This window comes from Cedecea colo, from assembly GCF_011808225.1.
In the GTDB taxonomy this organism is placed as follows: domain Bacteria; phylum Pseudomonadota; class Gammaproteobacteria; order Enterobacterales; family Enterobacteriaceae; genus Dryocola; species Dryocola colo.
Map to the genome: position 1 here is coordinate 208,178 of NZ_SOYS01000006.1, position 20,703 is coordinate 228,880.

The 20,703-nt window shown below is 50.4% G+C and carries 19 protein-coding genes and 3 pseudogenes; 5 read left to right on the top strand and 17 right to left on the bottom strand.

Features of this window, described 5'->3' with window-relative positions:
• Positions 1–7: 7 nt before the first annotated feature.
• The 13 genes from flhD to flgB form a co-directional block, all read right to left on the bottom strand.
• A complete protein-coding gene (flhD, locus tag E2L00_RS14360; RefSeq protein ID WP_201279430.1) occupies positions 8–346 on the bottom strand; it encodes a flagellar transcriptional regulator FlhD in 339 nt (112 codons plus the stop codon).
• A 140-nt stretch (positions 347–486) separates the two neighbouring features.
• Positions 487–1,209 carry an RNA polymerase sigma factor FliA gene (locus E2L00_RS14365; RefSeq protein ID WP_167612873.1) on the bottom strand — a complete coding sequence of 241 codons (723 nt, stop codon included), beginning with the start codon at positions 1,207–1,209 and terminating at the stop codon, positions 487–489.
• A gap of 363 nt (positions 1,210–1,572) precedes the next feature.
• Complete coding sequence (gene flgL, locus E2L00_RS14370) at positions 1,573–2,496, bottom strand: flagellar hook-associated protein FlgL (RefSeq protein WP_167612750.1); 924 nt, start codon at positions 2,494–2,496, stop codon at positions 1,573–1,575.
• A 48-nt stretch (positions 2,497–2,544) separates the two neighbouring features.
• Positions 2,545–4,188: a flagellar hook-associated protein FlgK gene (gene flgK, locus E2L00_RS14375; RefSeq protein WP_167612752.1), complete on the bottom strand. Its 1,644-nt coding sequence runs from the start codon at positions 4,186–4,188 to the stop codon at positions 2,545–2,547.
• Positions 4,189–4,295: 107 nt separating this feature from the next.
• The gene (gene flgJ, locus E2L00_RS14380) at positions 4,296–5,246 is read right to left on the bottom strand and encodes a flagellar assembly peptidoglycan hydrolase FlgJ (protein ID WP_167612754.1); all 951 of its coding nucleotides are present in this window, start codon (positions 5,244–5,246) and stop codon (positions 4,296–4,298) included.
• On the bottom strand, positions 5,246–6,367 hold the full coding sequence (locus tag E2L00_RS14385) for a flagellar basal body P-ring protein FlgI (RefSeq protein ID WP_167612756.1): 1,122 nt from the start codon (positions 6,365–6,367) through the stop codon (positions 5,246–5,248). The genes flgJ and E2L00_RS14385 overlap by 1 nt, the downstream gene beginning before the upstream one ends.
• Before the next feature lie 9 nt (positions 6,368–6,376).
• Complete coding sequence (locus tag E2L00_RS14390) at positions 6,377–7,096, bottom strand: flagellar basal body L-ring protein FlgH (RefSeq protein WP_167612875.1); 720 nt, start codon at positions 7,094–7,096, stop codon at positions 6,377–6,379.
• A 96-nt stretch (positions 7,097–7,192) separates the two neighbouring features.
• Entirely contained in the window at positions 7,193–7,975 is a 783-nt protein-coding gene (gene flgG, locus E2L00_RS14395) for a flagellar basal-body rod protein FlgG (protein WP_167612758.1), read from the bottom strand.
• A gap of 22 nt (positions 7,976–7,997) precedes the next feature.
• A complete protein-coding gene (locus tag E2L00_RS14400; protein ID WP_167612760.1) occupies positions 7,998–8,741 on the bottom strand; it encodes a flagellar basal body rod protein FlgF in 744 nt (247 codons plus the stop codon).
• A gap of 11 nt (positions 8,742–8,752) precedes the next feature.
• Positions 8,753–9,979, bottom strand: a complete 1,227-nt coding sequence (gene flgE / locus E2L00_RS14405; protein WP_167612762.1) for a flagellar hook protein FlgE — start codon at positions 9,977–9,979, stop codon at positions 8,753–8,755.
• A 36-nt stretch (positions 9,980–10,015) separates the two neighbouring features.
• On the bottom strand, positions 10,016–10,699 hold the full coding sequence (locus E2L00_RS14410; protein WP_167612764.1) for a flagellar hook assembly protein FlgD: 684 nt from the start codon (positions 10,697–10,699) through the stop codon (positions 10,016–10,018).
• 19 nt (positions 10,700–10,718) lie between these two features.
• Positions 10,719–11,123, bottom strand: coding sequence for a flagellar basal body rod protein FlgC (flgC, locus tag E2L00_RS14415; RefSeq protein ID WP_167612766.1), 405 nt, complete (start codon positions 11,121–11,123; stop codon positions 10,719–10,721).
• An 8-nt stretch (positions 11,124–11,131) separates the two neighbouring features.
• Positions 11,132–11,545 carry a flagellar basal body rod protein FlgB gene (gene flgB, locus E2L00_RS14420; protein ID WP_167612768.1) on the bottom strand — a complete coding sequence of 138 codons (414 nt, stop codon included), beginning with the start codon at positions 11,543–11,545 and terminating at the stop codon, positions 11,132–11,134.
• Between the two features lie 276 nt (positions 11,546–11,821).
• Here flgB and flgA point away from each other — a divergent pair, with 276 nt between their 5' ends.
• The 3 genes from flgA (at position 11,822) to E2L00_RS14435 (ending at position 13,343) form a co-directional block, all read left to right on the top strand.
• Positions 11,822–12,514, top strand: coding sequence for a flagellar basal body P-ring formation chaperone FlgA (gene flgA / locus E2L00_RS14425; protein WP_167612770.1), 693 nt, complete (start codon positions 11,822–11,824; stop codon positions 12,512–12,514).
• 77 nt (positions 12,515–12,591) lie between these two features.
• On the top strand, positions 12,592–12,879 hold the full coding sequence (gene flgM, locus E2L00_RS14430; RefSeq protein WP_167612772.1) for a flagellar biosynthesis anti-sigma factor FlgM: 288 nt from the start codon (positions 12,592–12,594) through the stop codon (positions 12,877–12,879).
• Between the two features lie 20 nt (positions 12,880–12,899).
• Entirely contained in the window at positions 12,900–13,343 is a 444-nt protein-coding gene (locus tag E2L00_RS14435) for a flagella synthesis protein FlgN (RefSeq protein ID WP_167612774.1), read from the top strand.
• A 798-nt stretch (positions 13,344–14,141) separates the two neighbouring features.
• Here the strand turns inward: E2L00_RS14435 and E2L00_RS14440 are convergent.
• Positions 14,142–15,806, bottom strand: coding sequence for a methyl-accepting chemotaxis protein (locus E2L00_RS14440; protein ID WP_167612776.1), 1,665 nt, complete (start codon positions 15,804–15,806; stop codon positions 14,142–14,144).
• 704 nt (positions 15,807–16,510) lie between these two features.
• Between E2L00_RS14440 and E2L00_RS21995 the strand changes: the two are divergent.
• Both E2L00_RS21995 and E2L00_RS22000 read left to right on the top strand, forming a co-directional pair.
• A pseudogene (locus E2L00_RS21995) lies at positions 16,511–16,990 on the top strand (Tar ligand binding domain-containing protein); the annotation flags it as partial.
• 141 nt (positions 16,991–17,131) lie between these two features.
• A pseudogene (locus tag E2L00_RS22000) lies at positions 17,132–18,049 on the top strand (methyl-accepting chemotaxis protein); the annotation flags it as partial.
• A gap of 538 nt (positions 18,050–18,587) precedes the next feature.
• Here E2L00_RS22000 and E2L00_RS14450 read toward each other — a convergent pair.
• The 3 genes and pseudogenes from E2L00_RS14450 to E2L00_RS14460 all read right to left on the bottom strand — a co-directional run.
• Positions 18,588–18,782: a hypothetical protein gene (locus E2L00_RS14450; RefSeq protein ID WP_167612780.1), complete on the bottom strand. Its 195-nt coding sequence runs from the start codon at positions 18,780–18,782 to the stop codon at positions 18,588–18,590.
• 211 nt (positions 18,783–18,993) lie between these two features.
• A complete protein-coding gene (locus E2L00_RS14455) occupies positions 18,994–20,160 on the bottom strand; it encodes a methyl-accepting chemotaxis protein (protein WP_167612782.1) in 1,167 nt (388 codons plus the stop codon).
• A 338-nt stretch (positions 20,161–20,498) separates the two neighbouring features.
• Positions 20,499–20,606 (bottom strand): annotated as a pseudogene (locus E2L00_RS14460) (transposase); the annotation flags it as partial.
• Positions 20,607–20,703 lie beyond the last annotated feature (97 nt).

A 20,703-nucleotide genomic window follows, 5' to 3' on the forward strand; every position in this document is an offset into this window, starting at 1 on the left:
ATCCCCTTCAGGCCGCAGGAATGCTTTCTTCCGCAAGCGAATTCAGCAGATTGGTTGATAAGATGATGCCGGTGTGCATTTGTTGTAAGGCTTCAATACGCGAATCTTTAGTCAAATGCTCAATGACAATTTCATTATCAACCCGCAGACGACAGATTAACTGGTTCGTCGAAGCAAGCTTAATAAGCTGGGGCAGGGATAAATCTTTTAAAGTGTCTATCGTCGCCTCGGTCAATCCGAGACGAAAACCCGCGGCGAATTTATCTTCTCTGATTAACTGCTGGGCTAATAGCAGATAAGATAAGTTAATATCGTGAATACTTTGCAGTTGCTCATCGAGATGCATTATGTTTTTACCTTTGTTATATCCATCAGGGAATAAATCGGTAGCACATTAAAACAATCATTACATCGAAGAATGTAACAGAATAATAAACAAAAAGTGCCTTAATGCTGTGAAAATGGGCTAAACAAGCTCTTTAAACATTATTTATCCGACGCCAGTCGCGCCCGTAACCTTTTTATCGCATGACTGTGCAATTGACTAACGCGGGTCTCCGTGATGCCCAACAATACGCCAACCTCTTTCATATTAAGTTCTTGCTGGTAATAGAGATTCAATAACAATTGTTCGCGTTCTGGCAGCGCGCTGATTTCAACCGATATCTGACTGATGAGCTTTTTTATCATCAGATTATTTAATGGATTTAATTTTTCGTGTTGCGCATCGGGTTGTTCAAAGCCATCTGCAGATTCCTCCTGCAACTCTTCCAGCGAAAAAAGCTGACTGCTGTTGGTATCTGCCAGCATCTGCTGATATTCGCGTATCGTTATGCCCATTGCGGCGGCTACATCGTTCTCAGAGGCCGCCATACCGGTACTTTGCTCAATTTTTTGTATAACGGCGACAATCTCCCGGGCGTTGCGGCGCACTCGCCTTGGCACCCAATCCCTTTCACGAAGCTCATCCAGTAATGCCCAACGCACGCGCTGGGTAATATAATTTCCCAGCGTAATACCTTTGCCGGGATCAAAATCATCAATTGCGGCAAGCAGACCAACAGACCCCGCCTGAATAAGATCGTCAAGGTCTACGCTCGCTGGCAAACGAGCCTGCAGACGAAGCGCTTCATGGCGCACTAATGAACTATATTTCATCCACAGTTCATTTTTATCTGCTACGCCGTTAGGGTTATAGATACCATTCATATTTCCATTATCCCACCAGTCCATTAACGAGCAGCTTGACAAATATCCCTAAAAATCCGGCAAGCTAAACATTCACTACAACAAACTTTAATTATAGGATTTTTCTTTTCGGTAGGTAAAGTACAGTTAACCACCCAGCAGGAAATAAAAATTATTCAAGCAATTTTAATAAGGTGGAAGGGTAATGGAATTTCCGCCTCATCTTTACTGTATATAAGGCTTTTTTAAATATTATGCGCATATTATTTCCTCTGAGGAAATTTTACTTCCGCCAAATTTTATCATTAACACTCCAGGTCGATTAGCTTGGTGATATTTAATAAATAACGATTTGGCGCAATAAATCTCAAACAGAAAACAACATTAACGCAACATATTAAAAATCGACATCTGCTGCATGGACTGGAAAACCATCATTGATGAGTTCAGGGCGAACTCGCTCATCTTTGATTGTGAAACCAGAGTAATCATTGAATCCGGATCGGACCCCACGGTTTGTTGCAGACGCGACTGTAAAGCGATCTTCTGCGTCTGTGCGCTAAAGCCAAGGGATTCAATTTGCTGCAGGCTGGTGCCGACTTCCGCCTGAATTTTACCGAGGTTATCGATGCCGCGGCTAAGAGAAGCATTGACGCTGTCCAGCGTGCTTTGCAGCGCTTCGCGATCGGCATCGCCTTCAACGGGCCGTTTGAGCGCGGCAATGGCTTTATCCAATGCGGTAAAAATATCGTCCGCGGTACCGCTCATAAAAACATTTTTGCCCGTGTGGCCTACTGCTATTTCAGCGCTTTCCGCCACCTTTTGCGTCATCGCCGTATCCCCACCCACGTAGGTGCCATCTGCCTGGAAGGGGGCTTCGCCAGTCTTGTAGCCGGAAAATATGTAGCGGCCGTTTTGGTTTTTACCGTTCGCCAAATCCAGCATATTGTCACGGATACCCTGGATCTCCTTCGCCAGAGCCTGACGATCGGCGTCTGAGTAGGTGCCGTTACCGCCAGCGACAATCTTTTCCGCCAGGTTTTTTGTCAGCAGATTAGCAACGGAATTAAGGGCAGTGTCTTCCTGCCCGAGCGCATCCTGAGCGTACAAACGTGCGGTATCAAACTGGTTAATGTTTGACAGCGCGTTCTGATAAATCACCGCCTGGGACGCCCCTGCCGGATCGTCAGAAGGTTTCAGCAAAATCTGTCCGGCAGATAAACGCATATAGATGTCGTTACCGCTGCTCATCGCTTTAGATAAGCTGTCGATATTGTTTTGATACATGTACTGGGTGCTTAGACGCATCGTGTTTTCCTTAACCTTTCCCACCTCACCCGCCGAGGTGAACGGTGCTTAGCGGATACTTAAAATCGTGTCGAGCAGTGTTGTCGCCGTCTGCAGAACCTGGGCGTTTGCCTGATAGTATTGAGTGAACATGGTTAAATTAATGTACTCCTCGTTAAGATCGACCCCGGAAACCGCCTGTTGCTCATACAGCATGGCGTCAACGGTTTTGGCGCTGGTCGCCGCGTTGGCCTTGAGCGATGTCACAGAGGAACCAACGGAGCTAACCAGGCTGGCGTACGCTTCGGTGAGCGTAGATTTACCGATTAAGGTTTCATTTTTAATCGCCAGCAGATTTTTGATGTTTTCGTTATTGCTCTCTTCGCTTGCATCCGGTGAATTTGAAGCTGCGATCGTGCTGCCGTCTGCGATGGCCACGCTCAGGTTATCCGCAACGCCTGATACCGAGTTGAGCACAAAGCTGTCGTTGGCCTGCGGGTTACCCTGCGGCTTGATGGAAAGGCCATCAAACTGAAGCTCGCCGTCCGGACCCGCCGTCGTTTCCACTGCCCCGCCGCTGCTCGTCTTCACTTCCCAGTCGCTGGCGCCCGGCCCTTTATAGGTGATGATGTAATCCTGCGGCCTGACGTCGGCGATGCTGCTGTAGGTCACGCCCAGTGAAGCATTGCCGCCGTTATTACGGTTAGCCAGCGCCGCCGGGACGGTAACATTGAAGATGGCCTGCCCCTCAGCGCCGTTCAGGTCGTAACCTTGCTGATTCACTTCGTTAAAGCGGTTCGCCATTTGCAGGGCAAGCTGGTTGAGCTGGTTGCGCGCGTCCTTAAGGTCTTCATTACGGAACATAAACAGACCGGCAAGCTTGCCGGTGGTAATTTTTGCTTCATCCAGCGGCAGCGAGTTACCCGAAGCATCAACGTAATAGACCACCGTTTCAGAAGGGTTCGCCGGCGAGACGCTGGCTTCCATAGCATAAGAACGATCGCCGTTAACCAGCGGCAGTCCGTTTGCTATCGTCACATCGACCCGACCGGTGGTCGGGTTTTCCGTTACGCGAATACCAATCTGGTCGTTCAGCGTACCCAGTAAGATATCGCGCTGATCGAGCAGGTCGGCCGGCAGGGTTCCCGTCTGTCCCTGAATCTTTTCGATTTCCCTGTTCAGTTTGGCAAGCTGTTCAGCGCTGGCATTGATGACATTAACGGTCTGCGTAATCTGGGTATTGTTTCCTTTTTCCAGTCCGTTAAGCGTTTTGCTGTTGGACTGAAACTGGTAAGCGAGCGCTTTAAACTGCGAGAGCGTTTCCTGACGAGCAGCCAGACTTACCGGATCGCTGCTCATTTTTTCCATGGCGCCGAAAGCATTGTTCAGCGCTACGGAGACGTTAGAAGTATCATCGCCCAGCATGTTATCAACCTGGCTTAGTTGTTCATAACGGCTGGCCAGCGCCTGATATTCCGTGGCAGCGCTACGCACCTGGTTATTGATAAAGCCGTTATAAGCACGCTCTACGCCGTTAATCTGCACACCGTAGCCGAAGAAACCATTACCCGTGGTTCTGCCTCCCGCTTCACCAAAAATAATGCTCTGACGACTGTAGCCGCTGGTCATTGCGTTACTGAGATTATTACCAACGACATTTAATGCCGACTGAGCAGAACCCAGTCCCGATTGAGCTAAATTCAGAAGATTCATAAGCATCCCACGTTAAATTTCTGCGCAGAAAATCCTTAAATTAATCAAGTAAATTCCTACTGTTAATTTATATATCGGACCGAACGGAATTAACTGAAACGATAATCCTAAAATAGTGAAGAAAAATCGTTTTTATAGGCATTTAACGCCTGATTAACATTACTTTTAACCTGTTGGATAATTGATATTAATTTATTTGCATATTGCGGGTCGGTTGCATATCCGCCGCGCTGCAAGGCCCGCGCTGCATGCTCAGGTGAGGCCGCACGCGTAACGTCCTGATAACGAGGATTATGCGTCAGCAGTGCCGCATAGTCCGCTAATGCTTCAGAATAGGAGCCATATACGCGAAATGCCGCCCTCACTTTTTGCGGTACGCCATGTATATATTCCGTGGTGGTTATTTCCGTGGTCTCTCCTTTCCACCCGTCGGTCGCTTTAATAGCAAATAAGTTGTAGCTCGGCCTACCTTCTTTGGTAAGTATTTCCTGATTACCCCAGCCGGATTCCAGAGCAGCCTGCGCAATAATAAGCTGGTGAGGTACGCCGCTTTTTTTTGCTGCATTCATCGCCGGGGCTAACATTCGGGCGATAAAATCACTACTCTTGCCGCCGGAGCCTGCCTCGTCCACCGTTCTTGCTTTTTCATGGCTGGTAATATCTTCGGTATTTAACCGCTGTGGTATGCGTTTAAACGAGGCGTTATTCAGAGAAAGCGGCGTATGCGCCGTTGACGTCGCGCCTGTAGCACTCTGCCCTTCGCCGCTCATTTGTTTTACCAATACTTCAGCCAGCCCCAGATTGCCCTGTTCAGCGATATTCTGCGCCAGTTGCTGATCGTACATCGAGGTGAACATTTCTGACTGCTGCGAATTGAACAGCCCATCTTTGAAAGTGGCATCGCGCATACTCTTTAGCATCATCTGTACGAACAGGCCTTCCATCTGTTTAGCCGCAGCCTTCAGTCCCTGTCCGGGATCCTCTTTTGCAGTACGTTTCAACGCTTCCAGGTTGCGAATATCAAAGGCCGCTCCCCGGGTCAAAGCCGAGCTGTTCATCAGTTAGTCTCCAGTTTTGCGCGCAGGCAACCGGCGCTTTTCATTGACTGCAAAATGGACATCAAATCATTCGGCGTCGCCCCGAGGCTGTTAAGCGCCCGCACCACGCGTTTCAAATCGGCGCTGGTGTTCACACGTTGCAGGGCGCCGTTTTGTTCACGCAATGAAATCTGCGTATCGGTTGCCGCAACGGTTTGCCCGCCTGCAAGGGGCGTATCCGGCTGGCTGACTTGGGTATTACGCGCGACCTCCACGGTTAAATCTCCCTGCGCAATGGCACAGGCATCCAGCGTTACATGCCGGTTCATTACCACCGATCCCGTGCGGGAGTTGACGATCACGCGGGCTTCCATTGCGCCCGGGCGAATCGTCAGGTTTTGCACCTCCGCCAGAAAACGCACTTTCGCCGCGCTGTTCATCGGGGCAACCAGCCTTATCACTCGTGAATCTTCGGCTATTGCCGTACCGCTGCCCAAGTGGCGGTTTATCTCGTCGCTTACCTGCTGGACAAGCCCGAAATCACCGTCGTTGAGCCGCAGATACAGCGTATTCTGGCTGGCGAAACTCACCGGTACTTCACGCTCTACGGTTGCGCCGCCGCTGATACGCGCCCCGTTTAGCTGGTTAACCTGCACGCTGCTGCCGCCGCTTTGCGCACCGGCACCGGACATCAACAAATTGCCCTGCGCCAGGGCGTAAATCTGGTTATCCACCCCTTTTAACGGGGTCATCAGCAGCGTCCCGCCGCGCAGACTTTTTGCGTTACCCATCGAGGAAACCACAACGTCAATTTTCTCTCCGGCACGGGAAAAAGGAGGAAGTTCAGCCGTGACCATAACGGCAGCCACATTTTTAAGCTGCATATTGGTGCCGGGCGGAACGGTGATGCCCAGCTGGGAAAGCATGTTATTCAGACTCTGGGTAGTGAAAGGGGTTTGCATGGTCTGATCCCCCGTACCGTCCAGCCCCACCACCAGGCCATAGCCCATTAGCGAGTTACTGCGTACGCCCTGAATCGAGGTGAGATCCCGGATGCGTTCGGCATGCGCCGATGGCAAAGGGGAAATAATCAGCCCAACGCAGAACAGGCTAAGGCAAAAAGTGATGAGGGAAGTTTTCATATCGGCTAACTAAAAAGGTGAGAGATTAAGGAACAGACGCTGTAACCAGCCCATCTGCTGCGCTTCATTAATGTAACCATTGCCAACGTATTCAATGCGGGCATCGGATACCTGAGTCGATATCACCGTGTTGCTGCCGCTGATAGTCCGCGGGTTGACGATGCCGGAGAAGCGGATAAATTCGGTCCCCTGGTTTATCGCGATTTGTTTTTCACCCACTACGCTGAGGTTGCCGTTTTCAAGCACCTGCTTCACCGTGACGGTAATCGTGCCGCTAAAGGTGTTCCGCGCGGCCGCGCCGCCTTTACCGGTAAAATCGTTGTTCCCGTTGATAGAAGCGTTAGCTCTGTCGCCGCCAAACAAACCGCTGAGGGCTTTTGGCATCGCGTCAAAAGCCAGCCCCGTTGAGCCGTCACGGGAAGCGCTGGCCGACGAGCTTTTGCTGGCGCTGACGTTTTCCTGCAGCAGAATAGTCAGCGTATCGCCGATATTTCTTGGTCGACGGTCTTCAAAGAGCGGCTGGTAGCCGTAATTCATCGCCTGTCCGCTTTGAAAAACCGATCCGTTGACGGCGGCAGGCGCCGCCGGGGCCGGGTTAGCCGTTGTCTGCCCTTCCACTAAAGACGTATGCGGAATATAGGCGCAGCCAGCCAGCGGCAAAGCGCAGACAAGCAGAACCAGAACGCGTTTGAAGCCATCACGCCCTGAACTTAGCGGCGTCCCGGTCATATCGGAAAAGAGATGATCTTTCATTTCATTCGCTGCCGTCAGGACTCGCAGGCCGCCGCCCGTGGGTTTAAGCCCGGGCAGCGCTCAGCGGTGCGGTTAAAGTTGCATCAGGCGCTGCAACATCTGATCGGATGTCGAAACGGCTTTGCTGTTAATTTCATAGGCGCGCTGCGTCTGGATCATATTGACCAGTTCCTCAGCAACGTTCACGTTGGAGGTTTCGACGTAGCCCTGGGTAAGGGAGCCGGCCCCGTTCAGGCCCGGCGTGGACTCATTTGGCGCGCCGGAAGACTGGGTTTCGCGATAAAGGTTCTCACCAGTGCTCTCAAGGCCGGAGTCGTTAATAAAGGTGGCTAAGGTTAGCTGTCCCACCTGCTGCGGAGCGGTCTGGCCAACGATCGTCACGCTGACGATACCGTCTTTCCCTACCGTCAGGGTGTTTGCATCCTGGGAGATGGTGATAGCCGGCTGGATTGGGTAACCGCTGGCCGTCACCAGTTGGCCATTCTGATCGAACTGGAATGACCCATCACGCGTATAGGCCGTGGAACCATCGGGTAGCTGCACCTGGAAAAATCCATTGCCGTCGATCGCCACATCTTTACTGTTATTGGTCTGCGTCAGGCTGCCCTGGCTGTGAATACGCTCGGTTGCCACCGGGCGCACGCCGGTACCTAATTGCAGGCCCGAAGGAATAGTAGTCTGCTCGGAAGACTGTGCGCCGGGCTGGCGCAGCGTCTGGTATAGCAAATCTTCAAATACGGCACGCTGGCGTTTAAAGCCGTTGGTACTCACATTTGCCAGGTTGTTTGAAATCACATCCATATTGGTCTGTTGTGCTTCAAGGCCTGTTTTAGCAATCCATAAAGAACGGATCATCAGAAATATCTCCTTATCAGCGTTAGCCTGTACTCAGCAGCTGATTAGCGTTCTTCGCGTTGTCATCAACGGTGCTGATGACCTTCATTTGCATGTCGAAACTGCGTGCCGTGGCAATCATGTCGACCATCGCTTTTACGGGACTAACGTTGCTGCTTTCAATGGCGCCCGGCACCACCTTCATATCCAGATCTGCCGGCATGGGCTGCCCCGGATTAGCAACGGAATGGAACAGGCCGTCATCACCGTTTTGCAGCGCCTGAATCGGAGCATTGACCAGTTTGAGTCGCCCGACCTGGGCCAATGCGGTAGGCTCATCGCCCGCGCCAAGTGCGGTAATGGTGCCGTCAGGAGCGAAAGTGATTTGGGATTGTGGCGGCACGGTTAACGGGCCGCCGTCGCCGAGCAGCGGAAAACCGCGCACCCGAAGCTGGCCTTCGCTATCCACCTCGATATTGCCATCGCGCGTATAGGCCTCGGAGCCGTCTGCCAGCTGCACCGCAAGCCAGCCATCCTGCGGCAGAGCAACGTCCAGGCCGCGCCCGGTCTGGTTTATACTCCCCATGGCGTTATCGTGATAAGGGGTAGATCCGACCACAAGCGTTCGCGTCTGGATGGACGGGCCGTCAACCGGCACCGCGCGCCAGGCCATGAGCTGGGCACGAAACCCCGGCGTGGAGACATTTGCCAGATTATTCGAGGTCACCGCCTGGCGACTGAGGGCTGCGTTTGCTGCCCCCAAAGCGGTGTAAATTGCACGATCCATATCAGCCCGCTTTACGACATGTTTGAGAGAATCTGAAGAAGCTCAGACTGCGTTTTGATGGTTTGGGAGTTGGACTGGTAGTTGCGCTGGTAGACGATCATGTTGACCATCTCCTTGCTCAGATCCACGTTCGACGCCTCAAGGCGGTTACCGTACAGCGTACCCAGGTTGCCCGTGCCGGAAATGCCCGAAACCGGCTGGCCGGAAACCGGCGTTTCAGACCAGCAGTTATTGCCTTCTGAAGCCAGGCCACCGGGATTGGTGAAGTTGCTAAGCACCACCTGACCCAGGAGCTGTTTCTGCCCGTTGCTATAAGAGGCAATAATTTCACCGCTGTCGCCGACCACATAGCCGTTCATTAAGCCTGGTGGATAACCGTCGGTGCTCGGGCTATCCATTGCGGTATCGGCTGCCTGCTGGGTCATACCTGCCATATCAAGATCAAAATTCAGCTCGCTGCCGCCGTTATAAGAGGCGCCCTGCACGTTGAGTTTTGCCGGGTTGGTCACCAGCTGGCCGGAAGGGTCAAATTCAATGTCCATCAACTGATAAACAGGCTTACCGTCAGCATCCAGATTAGGTGAGGTGGTATCGCTGGAATGCGTCGTCCATTTGTTATTGGCCGTTTTCACAAAGTAAACGTTAACGGTGTGTTTGTTGCCCAGGCTGTCGTAGGCATCGACCTGCGTCACCGAGCTGTAGCTTTTTGAATCGGCAGGATCGAAAGGGTTGCCCGCCGGATCGATAATTTTCGTTCCGGAATCCAGGTTGCCTTTCATCGTACCGCTATCAGAAGCACGCGCCTGCATTTGGCCTGAGGGGATCTGGATTGGCCCGATCGCGGCACCCGCCTGAATAGTCGGCGGCGTTCCCGTCGCCTGATAGCCGGTCAGATACATGCCCTGGTTATTGACGATAAAACCATTTTCATCACTTTTGAACTGACCGTTACGGCTGTAAAACACGCTGCCCGCGTCGTTCACCAGACGGAAGAAACCGTTACCGGAAATCCCCATATCAAGGCTGCTGTTGCCCTGGCCAAGCACGCCATCGCTGAAATTCTGATTCACGCTGGAAACCTGAACGCCCATGCCAATCTGGGAGCCGGCAAATACATCGGCAAAAGCAATGGAGCCTGATTTAAAACCCACCGTCTGGGAGTTGGCAATATTGTTGCCGACCACATCCAGCGCCTGCGACGCGGAGCTTAATCCGCTAAGTCCTTGTGAAAAACCCATATTGTTAGTCCTGAAAGCTAAAAGTTAAAACCGACTTTATTCAACGAGATACACATCGCCCAGCATGGCCGTGCCCGCTAAGCCCAGCTGTAGCAGTGCGCCGCTCGGGGTAAAGGCAACGCTTTCCACCTTCGATTTTTTCAGGGAAACAATCTCTGGCACGCTGCCATCTGCGTTGGAAACGGAGTAGGAAACTTTGAAGCTGCCGTCTTCGACGGTGCGCGGATCGGCCGGCTGGAAATTGGTTAAATCACCCAGCGTGAATTGATGAACGCCCGCTTTCATACCCTTTAGTTCAGCGGTATAAACATTGCCCTGAGCATCGGTCAGGATAACGTTGACGGTATCTGCATCGCTGCTAATCGAGAAGCCTCCCCGCTGATTGCCTTCCTCAACGTTCGACATTGTCGATTCGCCTTCGATTAACACATGGCGGCCTATCCACTGGCTGGCATCCATCTGCTGCATGCCTGATACCAGCAGCCCCATCGAATTTACGCTGGCGTTAAGCTGCTGGACGCCTGCGGCAGTCTGGAACTGCGTTAGCTGTGAAGTAAGCTGGTTGTTGTCCATCGGATTGGTGGGATCCTGGTTTTGCATTTGTGCCACGAGGAGGGTCATAAAGCTGTTCATCAGCTCCTCGACGTTGCCTCCCAGGCTATTGCTGCTTTTTATGGCGTCGGCGCTGCTGTTTTGACTCATCACGGCTGAAACGGCCATATCAACTTTCCTTATCGATCTATTGACCCAGGGTCAGCGTTTTTAACATCAGTGCTTTCGCGCTGTTCATTACTTCCACATTGGCCTGATAGCTGCGGGAGGCTGAAATGGTGTTCACCATTTCACTGACCACGTCAACGTTAGGCATTCGCACGTAACCTTTATCATCCGCCAGCGGATTTCCCGGCTCGTAAACCATGCGATCCGGCGCGCTGCTTTCCACCACATCACTCACTTTAACGCCGCCGGTCTGCTGCCCTGCGAAGGCATCAACCTGAAACACAACGTGGCGGGCGCGGTAAGGATTACCATCAGGCCCAACGGCGCTGTCGGCATTGGCCATATTGCTGGCGCTGACGTTGAGTCTTTTTGACTGGGCGGCCATCGCCGAGCCTGAAATATCTAAAATATTAAACAGAGACATAGCGATATTTAACCCTGACTAATGACGTTCATCATGCTTTTAATTTGTCCGCCAAGCATCGTCAGGCTGGATTGATATTTGATGCTGTTATCAACAAAGCTGACGCGCTCACGGTCCATATCAACCGTATTACCATCAGCACTCGGCTGGTCCGGCACGCGATATAATAATTGGCTGCTATGGGTGTTGGATGCGGTAGCTGGAATATGTTTCTGCGTTGTCAGCTTTAAAGCCAGCGGCGCTCTCGTCTGCGGCTCATTACCCATCGCTTTTTTGAGCTGCTGTGAAAAATCAATATCTCTGGCTAAATAACCGGGCGTATCAGCATTCGCGATATTTGACGCTAAAATATCTTGCCGTTGATTAAGCAAACGTAATGCCTGCTGCTGAAAACGCAGCGAATTATCGAGTTTGTCAAGCATGATGCGCTGACCTCTGCCAAATGACTAATAACAAGTACATACTAAAGTGGAACAATATAATTCTATAACGCAAAAACGTGACAGAAATAAGCGCAATTAAGCACCTAAAAAAGCCTGTAAAATAAAACTGGCCCTAATACGCAATATGCGCTCACAAGTGAAGGCATTTAGCGCAATAAATTATCCCTATTCTGGCATATACTTTTCGACTCAAAAATTAAGTTCAGGCTTGCCTTTCCTGCCTGACATAATAAGGCCAGCATTGTTATGCCCTTTATGTACCGTCTCTTCATTACCTGCCCGGCACTGCTGCTCTATGGCCTGCTATTCTTTATTACGCCACTTCAGGTACAGGCAGAACAAACATCTTTAGAAGGCCAGATTGCCGCCCTGCTTAATAAGGGGCAAAACGGTACGATTACCCGTAGCGTCAGCATTCTTACGCCACCAAAGCAGCTTGCCGGACTGTGCGCGGCCCCGCGACTTTCTGTCAGCGGTAACGACTCACGTATAACCGGCAACCGCAGCGTGATCGCCCAGTGCGGTAATCAAAAGAAATTCATTCAGATAAATATTCAGGCTGAGGGAAGCTGGTGGACAGCGAGCCGGGCTATCAAAGCGGGTAGCCTGATTCAGGCCGAGGATATTACCGCCCAGGGCGGTACAATGGCACGGTTACCGCCGGGCGTGGTATTCCGCAAGGATGATATTGTGGGCCAGGTTACAAGCCGCACTATCAATACTGGGCAGCCCATAGTCGGCAGCCATCTGCGCAAGCGCTGGAAGGTAACCGCCGGGCAAGAAGTAGATCTGCTTGCTAGCGGCGCGGGTTTTCAAATTCGTACGCACGGCAAAGCGCTGGGCAATGCCGCGGTGAATGAAACGCTGCATGTCAAAACGAATTCCGGGCAAATTATCAGCGGAAAAGTGACCACGGATGGCAAAGTGAGCATTTTCATTAAAGAATAGCTTTAGTTTTTTTTTAATTCACCGATTTATATTTTTGTAGCCTGACGCCGCAAAACAAACTATTGACGAGGATTATTATGAGCATAGACCGAGCACAGCCACTTACAACCGGTAATGCTCAGCATAGCTTAGCGATACGCTCAAAAAACCAGAGCGTAAGTAAAACACCCACTGCCAGCAATGAAACAGCAGGTACTCAGGTTAGCTTAAGTAAACTGACACAAACCGTTCAGACCGACACGTCCCGCGACATTAATGTGGAACGTCTGGCCAACATCAGAGCCGCGATGGAAGCTGGCGAGCTCCATATTGATACCAATAAAATAGCGCATGCCTTAGTGCAGGATATGCTTCATTCCTCTTAAAAGATCCGCGAATACAGACAATGGAAAACTTACGAGTTATTTTATTAAAAATGCATGATTCCATGGTGGAACTGGAAGCGATTCTTACGGAAGAAATGAATCAACTGGCACGGCCGCAGATTAACCCGGTATCTTTGCAGATTATATCGGACACCAAAAGCCGTCTGCTCTCAACCATTGGTTATTACGACGAAATGCGTGTCCAGGAAGAACATAGCCTTAACCTGGCAGCGCCTTATGAAGCCCATAAAGCTTTTGCCGCGCTATGGAAAAATATCACCCAGCATGCCAGAGACGCTAATGAGCTAAATAAAAAGATAGCCACGCTGCTTGAGATGCATATGCAAAAAACAAACGATCTAAAAAAAATGGTAAATCAGGCTGATAACCGGATCTCCACCTACAGTGCAGATGGTAGTTCTCGTCAGACCACCTCCGGTAAGATTTATAACATTAGTATTTAACCCAGTGCCTGTTGCCTTTTTTCGATAAAGGCGCTCAAGCTTCCTTTTTTAAGGAAGCTTTTTTTTAGTTATTGCGCAGAATTAGTTAATAAATTAAACACCCCGTTTATATGTATATTACGGCTGCGAACACTAGCGTTAGTGCGCTCCTTGTCCTTTTCCTTCCGCCCTTTCACATCCCTGAAGCCGTTAAAAGAACCAACAGAGAGCGAATCGCTTCCCGAGCCTTATGGATGAAGGTTAAAGCGTTGCCAAAAATATTATTGTGAAATCGTTATGCAGATTATTTTCTCGCACCGGGTAAAAATGAGCTAGCCGTATTTGATTTTGCGCGGCAAATTTGTGAAACCTTCAGGCTGAGAAAGCAGGCGATACAGGCTAGTAGCCTGTTACGCTCCGCAAGTGGGTGCCGTCATTCCCTCGGCCATATGGAGCAGGTGCGCAACGTGCGCGGTGACAACTCTCTTTGCCGAACCGGGGTAGATTCGGGCTCATGCAGTCCGGCAATCTGGTGAGTAAACTCCGTTCGAAAGCGAAATACGCTGACGGAAGCCGCCAGACGGTGCCAGAAATTATTTGTGCGCAAGGGCTGTCGGGCATGGCCCGGTACAACGCTTGCTATGAAAATGACGTCCTGCTTCCCGTTACCTTTGTCAAAGCAGGCAGGTGATAGCGCAGGCAAACCTTATCGATGACTATTGATGCAAAAAAATCCGCAAATTTCTTCGTTTGCGGATTTCTAACTTGCTCTGGCCTGTCTACAAAAGGACCGGGGCCCTTCTGTTTTTGCCTTCAGAATCAGAAGGTTTCCCAGTTCTCGCTGGTATCAGCTTTCACGGGCTGGCGCACCACGGCAGGAATAACCGCTGGCCTGGCCGTCTTTTTCCGCGTTTCGACAAGGCTGTCCTGATTAAGTCTGAACACCGAAACGGCCTGCGTCAGGAGGCTGGCCTGCTCTTCAAGCGCGGCAGCGGCGGCGGCAGACTCTTCCACCAGGCTGGCGTTCTGCTGGGTCACCCGATCCATTTCAGACACGGCCTGGCCCACCTGATCGATACCGCGGCTCTGTTCATCTGATGCCGAGGCGATTTCGCTCATGATGTCAGTCACCGAAGTGATGGCGCTGACGATTTCCCCCATGGTTTCACCCGCGCTTTTAACCTGCGCCGAGCCGACTTCCACCTTGCTGACGGAGTCATCAATCAGCGTTTTTATCTCCCTGGCAGCCTGGGCGCTGCGCTGGGCCAGGCTACGCACCTCGCTGGCGACAACGGCAAATCCGCGCCCCTGTTCACCGGCCCGGGCGGCTTCCACCGCGGCATTCAGGGCCAGGATATTGGTCTGGAAGGCGATACCGTCAATCACGCTGGTGATATCGGCAATCTTCTGCGAACTGGTGGCGATATCGCTCATCGTGTGCACAACGTTATCCACCACCCTGCCGCCACGTCTGGCGGTCTCTGAAGCATTCAGGGCAAGCTGGCTTGCCTGGGAGGCGTTGTCCGCATTCTGTTTAACGGTGGCGGTTAACTGTTCCATACTTGCCGCAGTCTCTTCAAGCGAGGCGGCCTGCTGTTCCGTACGGGATGAGAGGTCGTTATTACCTGTCGAGATCTCGCTGGCGCCGGTGAAAATAGCCTCGGCGCCGGCGCGCACGTGGCCAACGGTGCCGGACAGCTCTTTCTGCATATGAGACAGCGTATCAGCAAGCTGGCCCATTTCATTGGCGCTCTGAATATCAATCTTGTGCGACAGATCGCCGTTCGCGATACGACGAATACCATCAATAATTTTATTCAGCGGCGTGAGAAGTGCAGCTTTCATACCGCGCCAGATAAAGACGTTGACCAATAACATTAAAGTCAGGACGACTGCTATAGTTATCAGGAAAATATCAAAATTACGATTTGTATCATTGATGGTCAACGTATAGTGCTGAGTGACGTTTTTTCGATAAATTTCATACTGCTCTTCAAACTTATCTATATAATTTTGCGTGGGTTGGTTGCGTGCGGACTGGATATCACCTGCTTTTAATAATTTAATGAGGTCTAACTGCGCGTTATAAAGAATAAAATAACTGCGTTTGAGCTCATCCGCTGTAAAATCGTTGAGCTGTTGCGGCAAACTTTCATAATCACTCCAGCGCTGGGCAGCAACTTCCAGAGAAGCACTGGCATTTTGAATAAAAACAGCCGCCTCCTTCTGTAAGCTTGCGGCATCCCGAATATCCTTTTCCCCCAGATATATTATGGCGAAAGAGATATCATTTCGGGCCTGCAACAACGCTATCCACGCTTCATTGACGGCAGCGCGTCGCTGGTTAAGGGCGTCAAGTACTTCAAAATTTTCTTTATCTTCTTTAAGCGAGTAGAGCGATGCCCCGCTGGAAGCAAACTGTAAGACACCTAACAACATCAGAAATATAGTCAGGCTGGTAACGATTTTTATACTTTTTAACATAAAATTTCTCTTCCCGGGATGCATTACTATTAACTATCGGTTAGAACCCAAAAAACTTTTGAAATATATAGGTGCTTTAGTTAATTTTTCTCACAAAAAAAATCCACAGCGCCAACAGATAAGTTCACAACTTAAACAAGAGCGCTGATAAATCATTAGACGCGGTTAATTTTAGCTTTAGCCTGCAAAAATATGCGCTATTTACTTAATTAAAGAAATAACATTGACAGAGATAACCGCTGGCCTGCCCGTCTTTTCCCGTGAATATATTACTAAACGCTATCGGTTGGAAATTGAAAAAATACAGCCCTTCTATTTTTAATACAGATGCGGCAGTTATAGGCTTTAAATGATTCGCGTTTTGACGATCACGCCTTTAACGTTCAACTATATACTCAATTCACCCAATGAGAAAACAAGTCACCCGAAACCAGCCTGTACACCGGCGATGACTACCAGCCCAGGTCAGCGAGATTAGTGCGATGACACAAGGCGTTAAATGCCGTTACGCGAGTCATTTTTCAGCGCAGCATAGAATCAATGTATTGATAATAAAAGGAAAAACCATTCTCATGTCAGGCCGCGGTAAAAAACAACCGAAATAGATTGAAAAAAGATCAGTTAAGAAAAAATAACTTACTCGCCTATTATGTTTTTAATCCGTTAACCGATTAATTATTATATACCTAACTGGAGAAGCCTGGATGATAAGTCGTATAAAAATTGTTAATGGATTAATAGCCGTATTGGTGTTATTTTTTATTCTGCAAATTTCCTCACTGAGCTTTCTTTTTCCGATTATTAGCCGTGACGTGGACAATTTTGTCCGGCAGCACGAAATCACCGGGCAACGTAACGATCTGGTGCTCGCCAAGTCCTATCTGCAGGAAGCCCGCGTTCACCTTCTCAGAGCTAACCTTGCTAATTACCTTGAAGATCCCACCACGCAGGCTGGCCGTAACGCTATAGAGACCGAGAGAGAGCAAACCAGGATATTCCTTAAAAATGCGCAACAGGCCTGGACGGACTACTTAAAATGGACGCCGCTCGATCTTAAACTTGAAGAAATGATTAAAGATAATTATACGGCTTTCTATAACGAACTACTGGTGGTGGCTAATTACCTTGAGGAAAACGATAACAAGGCCGCGTATGGCGTTAACCTACAGGTCCATCAGGATAAATTTGATAATACATTCCTTAAAATTGTGAATAAGCTTTCCGATTACAATAAAACTAAGGTGACGGAGAGCGCGCACTCTTACAACGTTGCTATAGGGGTAACCGTCTGCCTGCTGATCGTTCTCATCCTGATAGTTGTTTTATCCTGGTTCGGCATACGCACTATTCTTCTTGAGCCTTTACGTAAGATGATTGAAAGTATTCGCCACATTGCCAGCGGTAATTTAGTTCATAAGATTGACGTGCAGGGCACTAACGAGATGGGCCAGTTGGCCGAAACACTACGCAGCATGCAGATAGAATTAACAAATACAGTAGAAGATATTCGTGCCGGCGCCGATGCTATTTTCACCGGCGCCAGCGAGATCTCGACAGGCAATAACGATCTCTCATCCCGTACGGAACAGCAGGCCGCCTCGCTTGAAGAGACTGCGGCAAGCATGGAAGAAATTACCGCGACCGTTAAGCAAAACTCTGACAACGCCTCCCAGGCAAGCCAGCTTGCCCTCAATGCCTCAGAAACCGCCCAGCGTGGCGGCAGGGTGGTGGATAACGTTGTGCACACGATGAGCGATATCGCCACCAGTTCGCAGAAGATTGCCGATATCACCAGCGTGATTGACGGTATCGCCTTCCAGACCAATATCCTGGCCCTGAATGCCGCGGTGGAAGCCGCCCGGGCCGGTGAGCAGGGGCGCGGATTTGCCGTTGTCGCCAGCGAGGTGCGTAGCCTGGCCCAGCGCAGCGCCCAGGCCGCCAGGGAGATAAAAACGCTGATTGATGACTCCGTCAGCAAGGTGGAAGTCGGCTCGGCGCAGGTTAAAAGCGCGGGTGAAACCATGGGGGAAATCGTCAGCGCCATCACTTCCGTGACTGACATCATGAGCGAAATCGCCTCGGCATCAGATGAACAGAGCCGCGGTATCAATCAGGTGGGCCAGGCCGTATCTGAAATGGATCGGGTGACCCAGCAGAACGCCAGCCTGGTGGAAGAGTCTGCCGCCGCCGCTGCCGCGCTTGAAGCCCAGGCGAGAAGCCTGACGCACGTCGTCGCGGTGTTTAATACTAATCACAAAGCAGCGACTGCCTGAGGGCTGAGGCGTTCAGCGTCTGAACGCAGGTAAACAGTGGGGGCCAAAGCGCTCCCCTTATCTTTTACTGTCGGCCAGATTTTCCTAAAACATCAAAGGTATGTAGCCGATGACGCGATCCATCCATTTCACCACCACGGAATTTTTCAGCATAATAGAGGCATAGCCTGTGGCTGCGATGAGGATAGGTGTCCGGGCTAGCAATCACGAGATGAATAGTCACCAGCCGGAGCGTCCCGGTAACGGGAGAATGGCCTGCCGGAATAAACTGCTGCGGTAACAGCCAGATGGATTCCCTGTTAGTGACAAGCTCAGATATTTCCCCCGGTTGCCGAACGAGTTCTTCAAGCGTGCGTTCAGATGCTAACGCGATCGAAATGCGCTCAATAAGGGCGCCAGATATAAAACGCGGCTACCTTTACTCGCTGGCAATGCGGGTGGCTAGCCCAGGAAGCGCAGGTCTTTAACGTAGACTACGGACAAATTTTCCTTTCCTTTTCACGCTTCGCTAACGATAAAACGTCGAGCCTGCCACGGCGGCCTTAACGCCGCGAATCCCCTTATCAATGAGATCGAGAAACACCGATTTTGCCGCTGCCGTCTTAAACGCTGGCAATTTATTAATGGCGCTGGCAACCAGGCGGTCGATACCGCGCGCCAGGAACAGCCCCAGACATGCTTGCCTCAGCGGTAAGACTGGCATCGATTATCGCCCCGCTAGCCTTCTCGAGCTTCTGTCTTGTCGTGCAGAAAGCATGGCCGGGCGCCATCTGGCTTTTGGTTATTGTGGCTTATGCGATTGCCGTCCCGCTAATAGCGCTGTCCACCGGATAGCCTGAGGAGACCGCAGCGTAGTCGCTCAGGGCAAAGCAGCCCTGAGCGCTAATCATCCGCTGAGGCATAACGTGGAGAAATTAAAAATGCTGCCAGTGACCTTCCTCTTGCCGATTTAATAGCCTGCTGGGGGCGGGACGCGGCGATGCAGACAGCCTGTATTCATCTCCTTCGCCCAGCCGTAAATTGCTGGTTCTTTTTTGCAGCTCAAGCACCTGCGTATTAAGCACTTCAGAAGAACCGGCCAGCTCTTCGACAACGGCAACGTTGCTTTGGGTAGCTTTTTCCAGTTCGGATAAGGCCAGTGTGATTTGCTGAATGCCCTTTTCCTGCTCGTTGGTCGAAATAGAAATATGCCCCATCAGCGTGTCAATAGACTCCGAACCGGACACAATATCCCGCATATTTTTTTCCGCCTCTGAAACCAGCGAGGCTCCCTGCATCACGTTTTCATTGGTTAAATCGATCAGCGATTTAATGTTTTTAGCCGACTCCGAGCTTTTATGCGCCAGGTTCCTGACCTCGCCTGCCACAACGGCAAATCCCTTCCCGTGCTCCCCTGCTCTTGCAGCTTCAACGGCGGCGTTAAGCGCAAGGATATTGGTCTGAAAGGCGATGCTATCGATGATGCTGATGATCTCCGTCATTTTATTGGCGCAGTCGGTGATGGACGTCATATTAGTGGTCAGCTTTTGCATCAGGTCGCTGCCATGATTGGCCGAGCTGTGGGCCCCGCTGGTAATGCTGCTTAGCTGGCGCGTGCTTTCCGCGTTGTTTCTGGTGCCCGCGGAAATCTGCTCCATACTGGAAGCGGTTTGCATCAGCATGGCCGACTGCTGCTCGGTCTTGACCGACAGGGTGGCGCTCTGTCGCGCAAGCGTTTCAGAAATATTTTTGGCCGAGTGGGAAGATTTTCTGATGTCCATAACCAGCGTTGTGATTTCGGCAGAAAGCGTGTTGATCCCAGGAATTAATCGGCCAGCACAGTTATTGCCAAACTCAGGAATATGCACTGATAGGTTGCCAGTGTTTATCTCATCAATATTGCTTTTGACCTGGTTGATGGGCCTGACAAGATATACCGTCATATAGGACCATAACGATCCGAGCACTACAATCCAGGCGATATTTAACAGCAGCATCATTTTTAAATCTGCTGATAAAACAACCGCCAACAAATCTACTACCGCAAAAGACAACAACAGAAAAATAGTAATGACGCTTCGGACGCTGGCATTTTTAAACATGGTTAAGACCTGTCACTTCTCAGAAGGGTATACTAGTTATTATCAATTTTTGCAGGAAAGCCATTTCCTCACGAAGATCGAAGCTATATATCGCGATAAGACAAATGAAAGGTTTTTTAACCGGCGCCGGCTTTAGCTCGACTAAGATGCATAATATATTTTTAGCATTATTTAATTATTATGTGTTAAGTGGATCATAAAAATTAAACGCGGTATTAAAGTTTTCACCTTGAACAGAAAATCGAATTTTATTATTGCGGAAAATTAAAGAGGGTTTGGGGCTGGGGAAGAAAATCGCACGGAAATCCGTAAGAGCCGTGAACGATCGCAACTTTGATGGTGGTATCTGAGATGGCATGCTTACGGCAGATCTCAAGGGCAGAAACCCCGGCTTCGGCCTCGCGGAGAATACTGCTGATCTGTTCGTCGGAAAAATGCTTCTTCATGAGGATGTCCTCACGTGGCTGATGAAGATATTCCTGATATCGCGGTATGTTAATTAATGGGAAACAGGTTGTCGGTATAGCCGGATTTAATTTTACA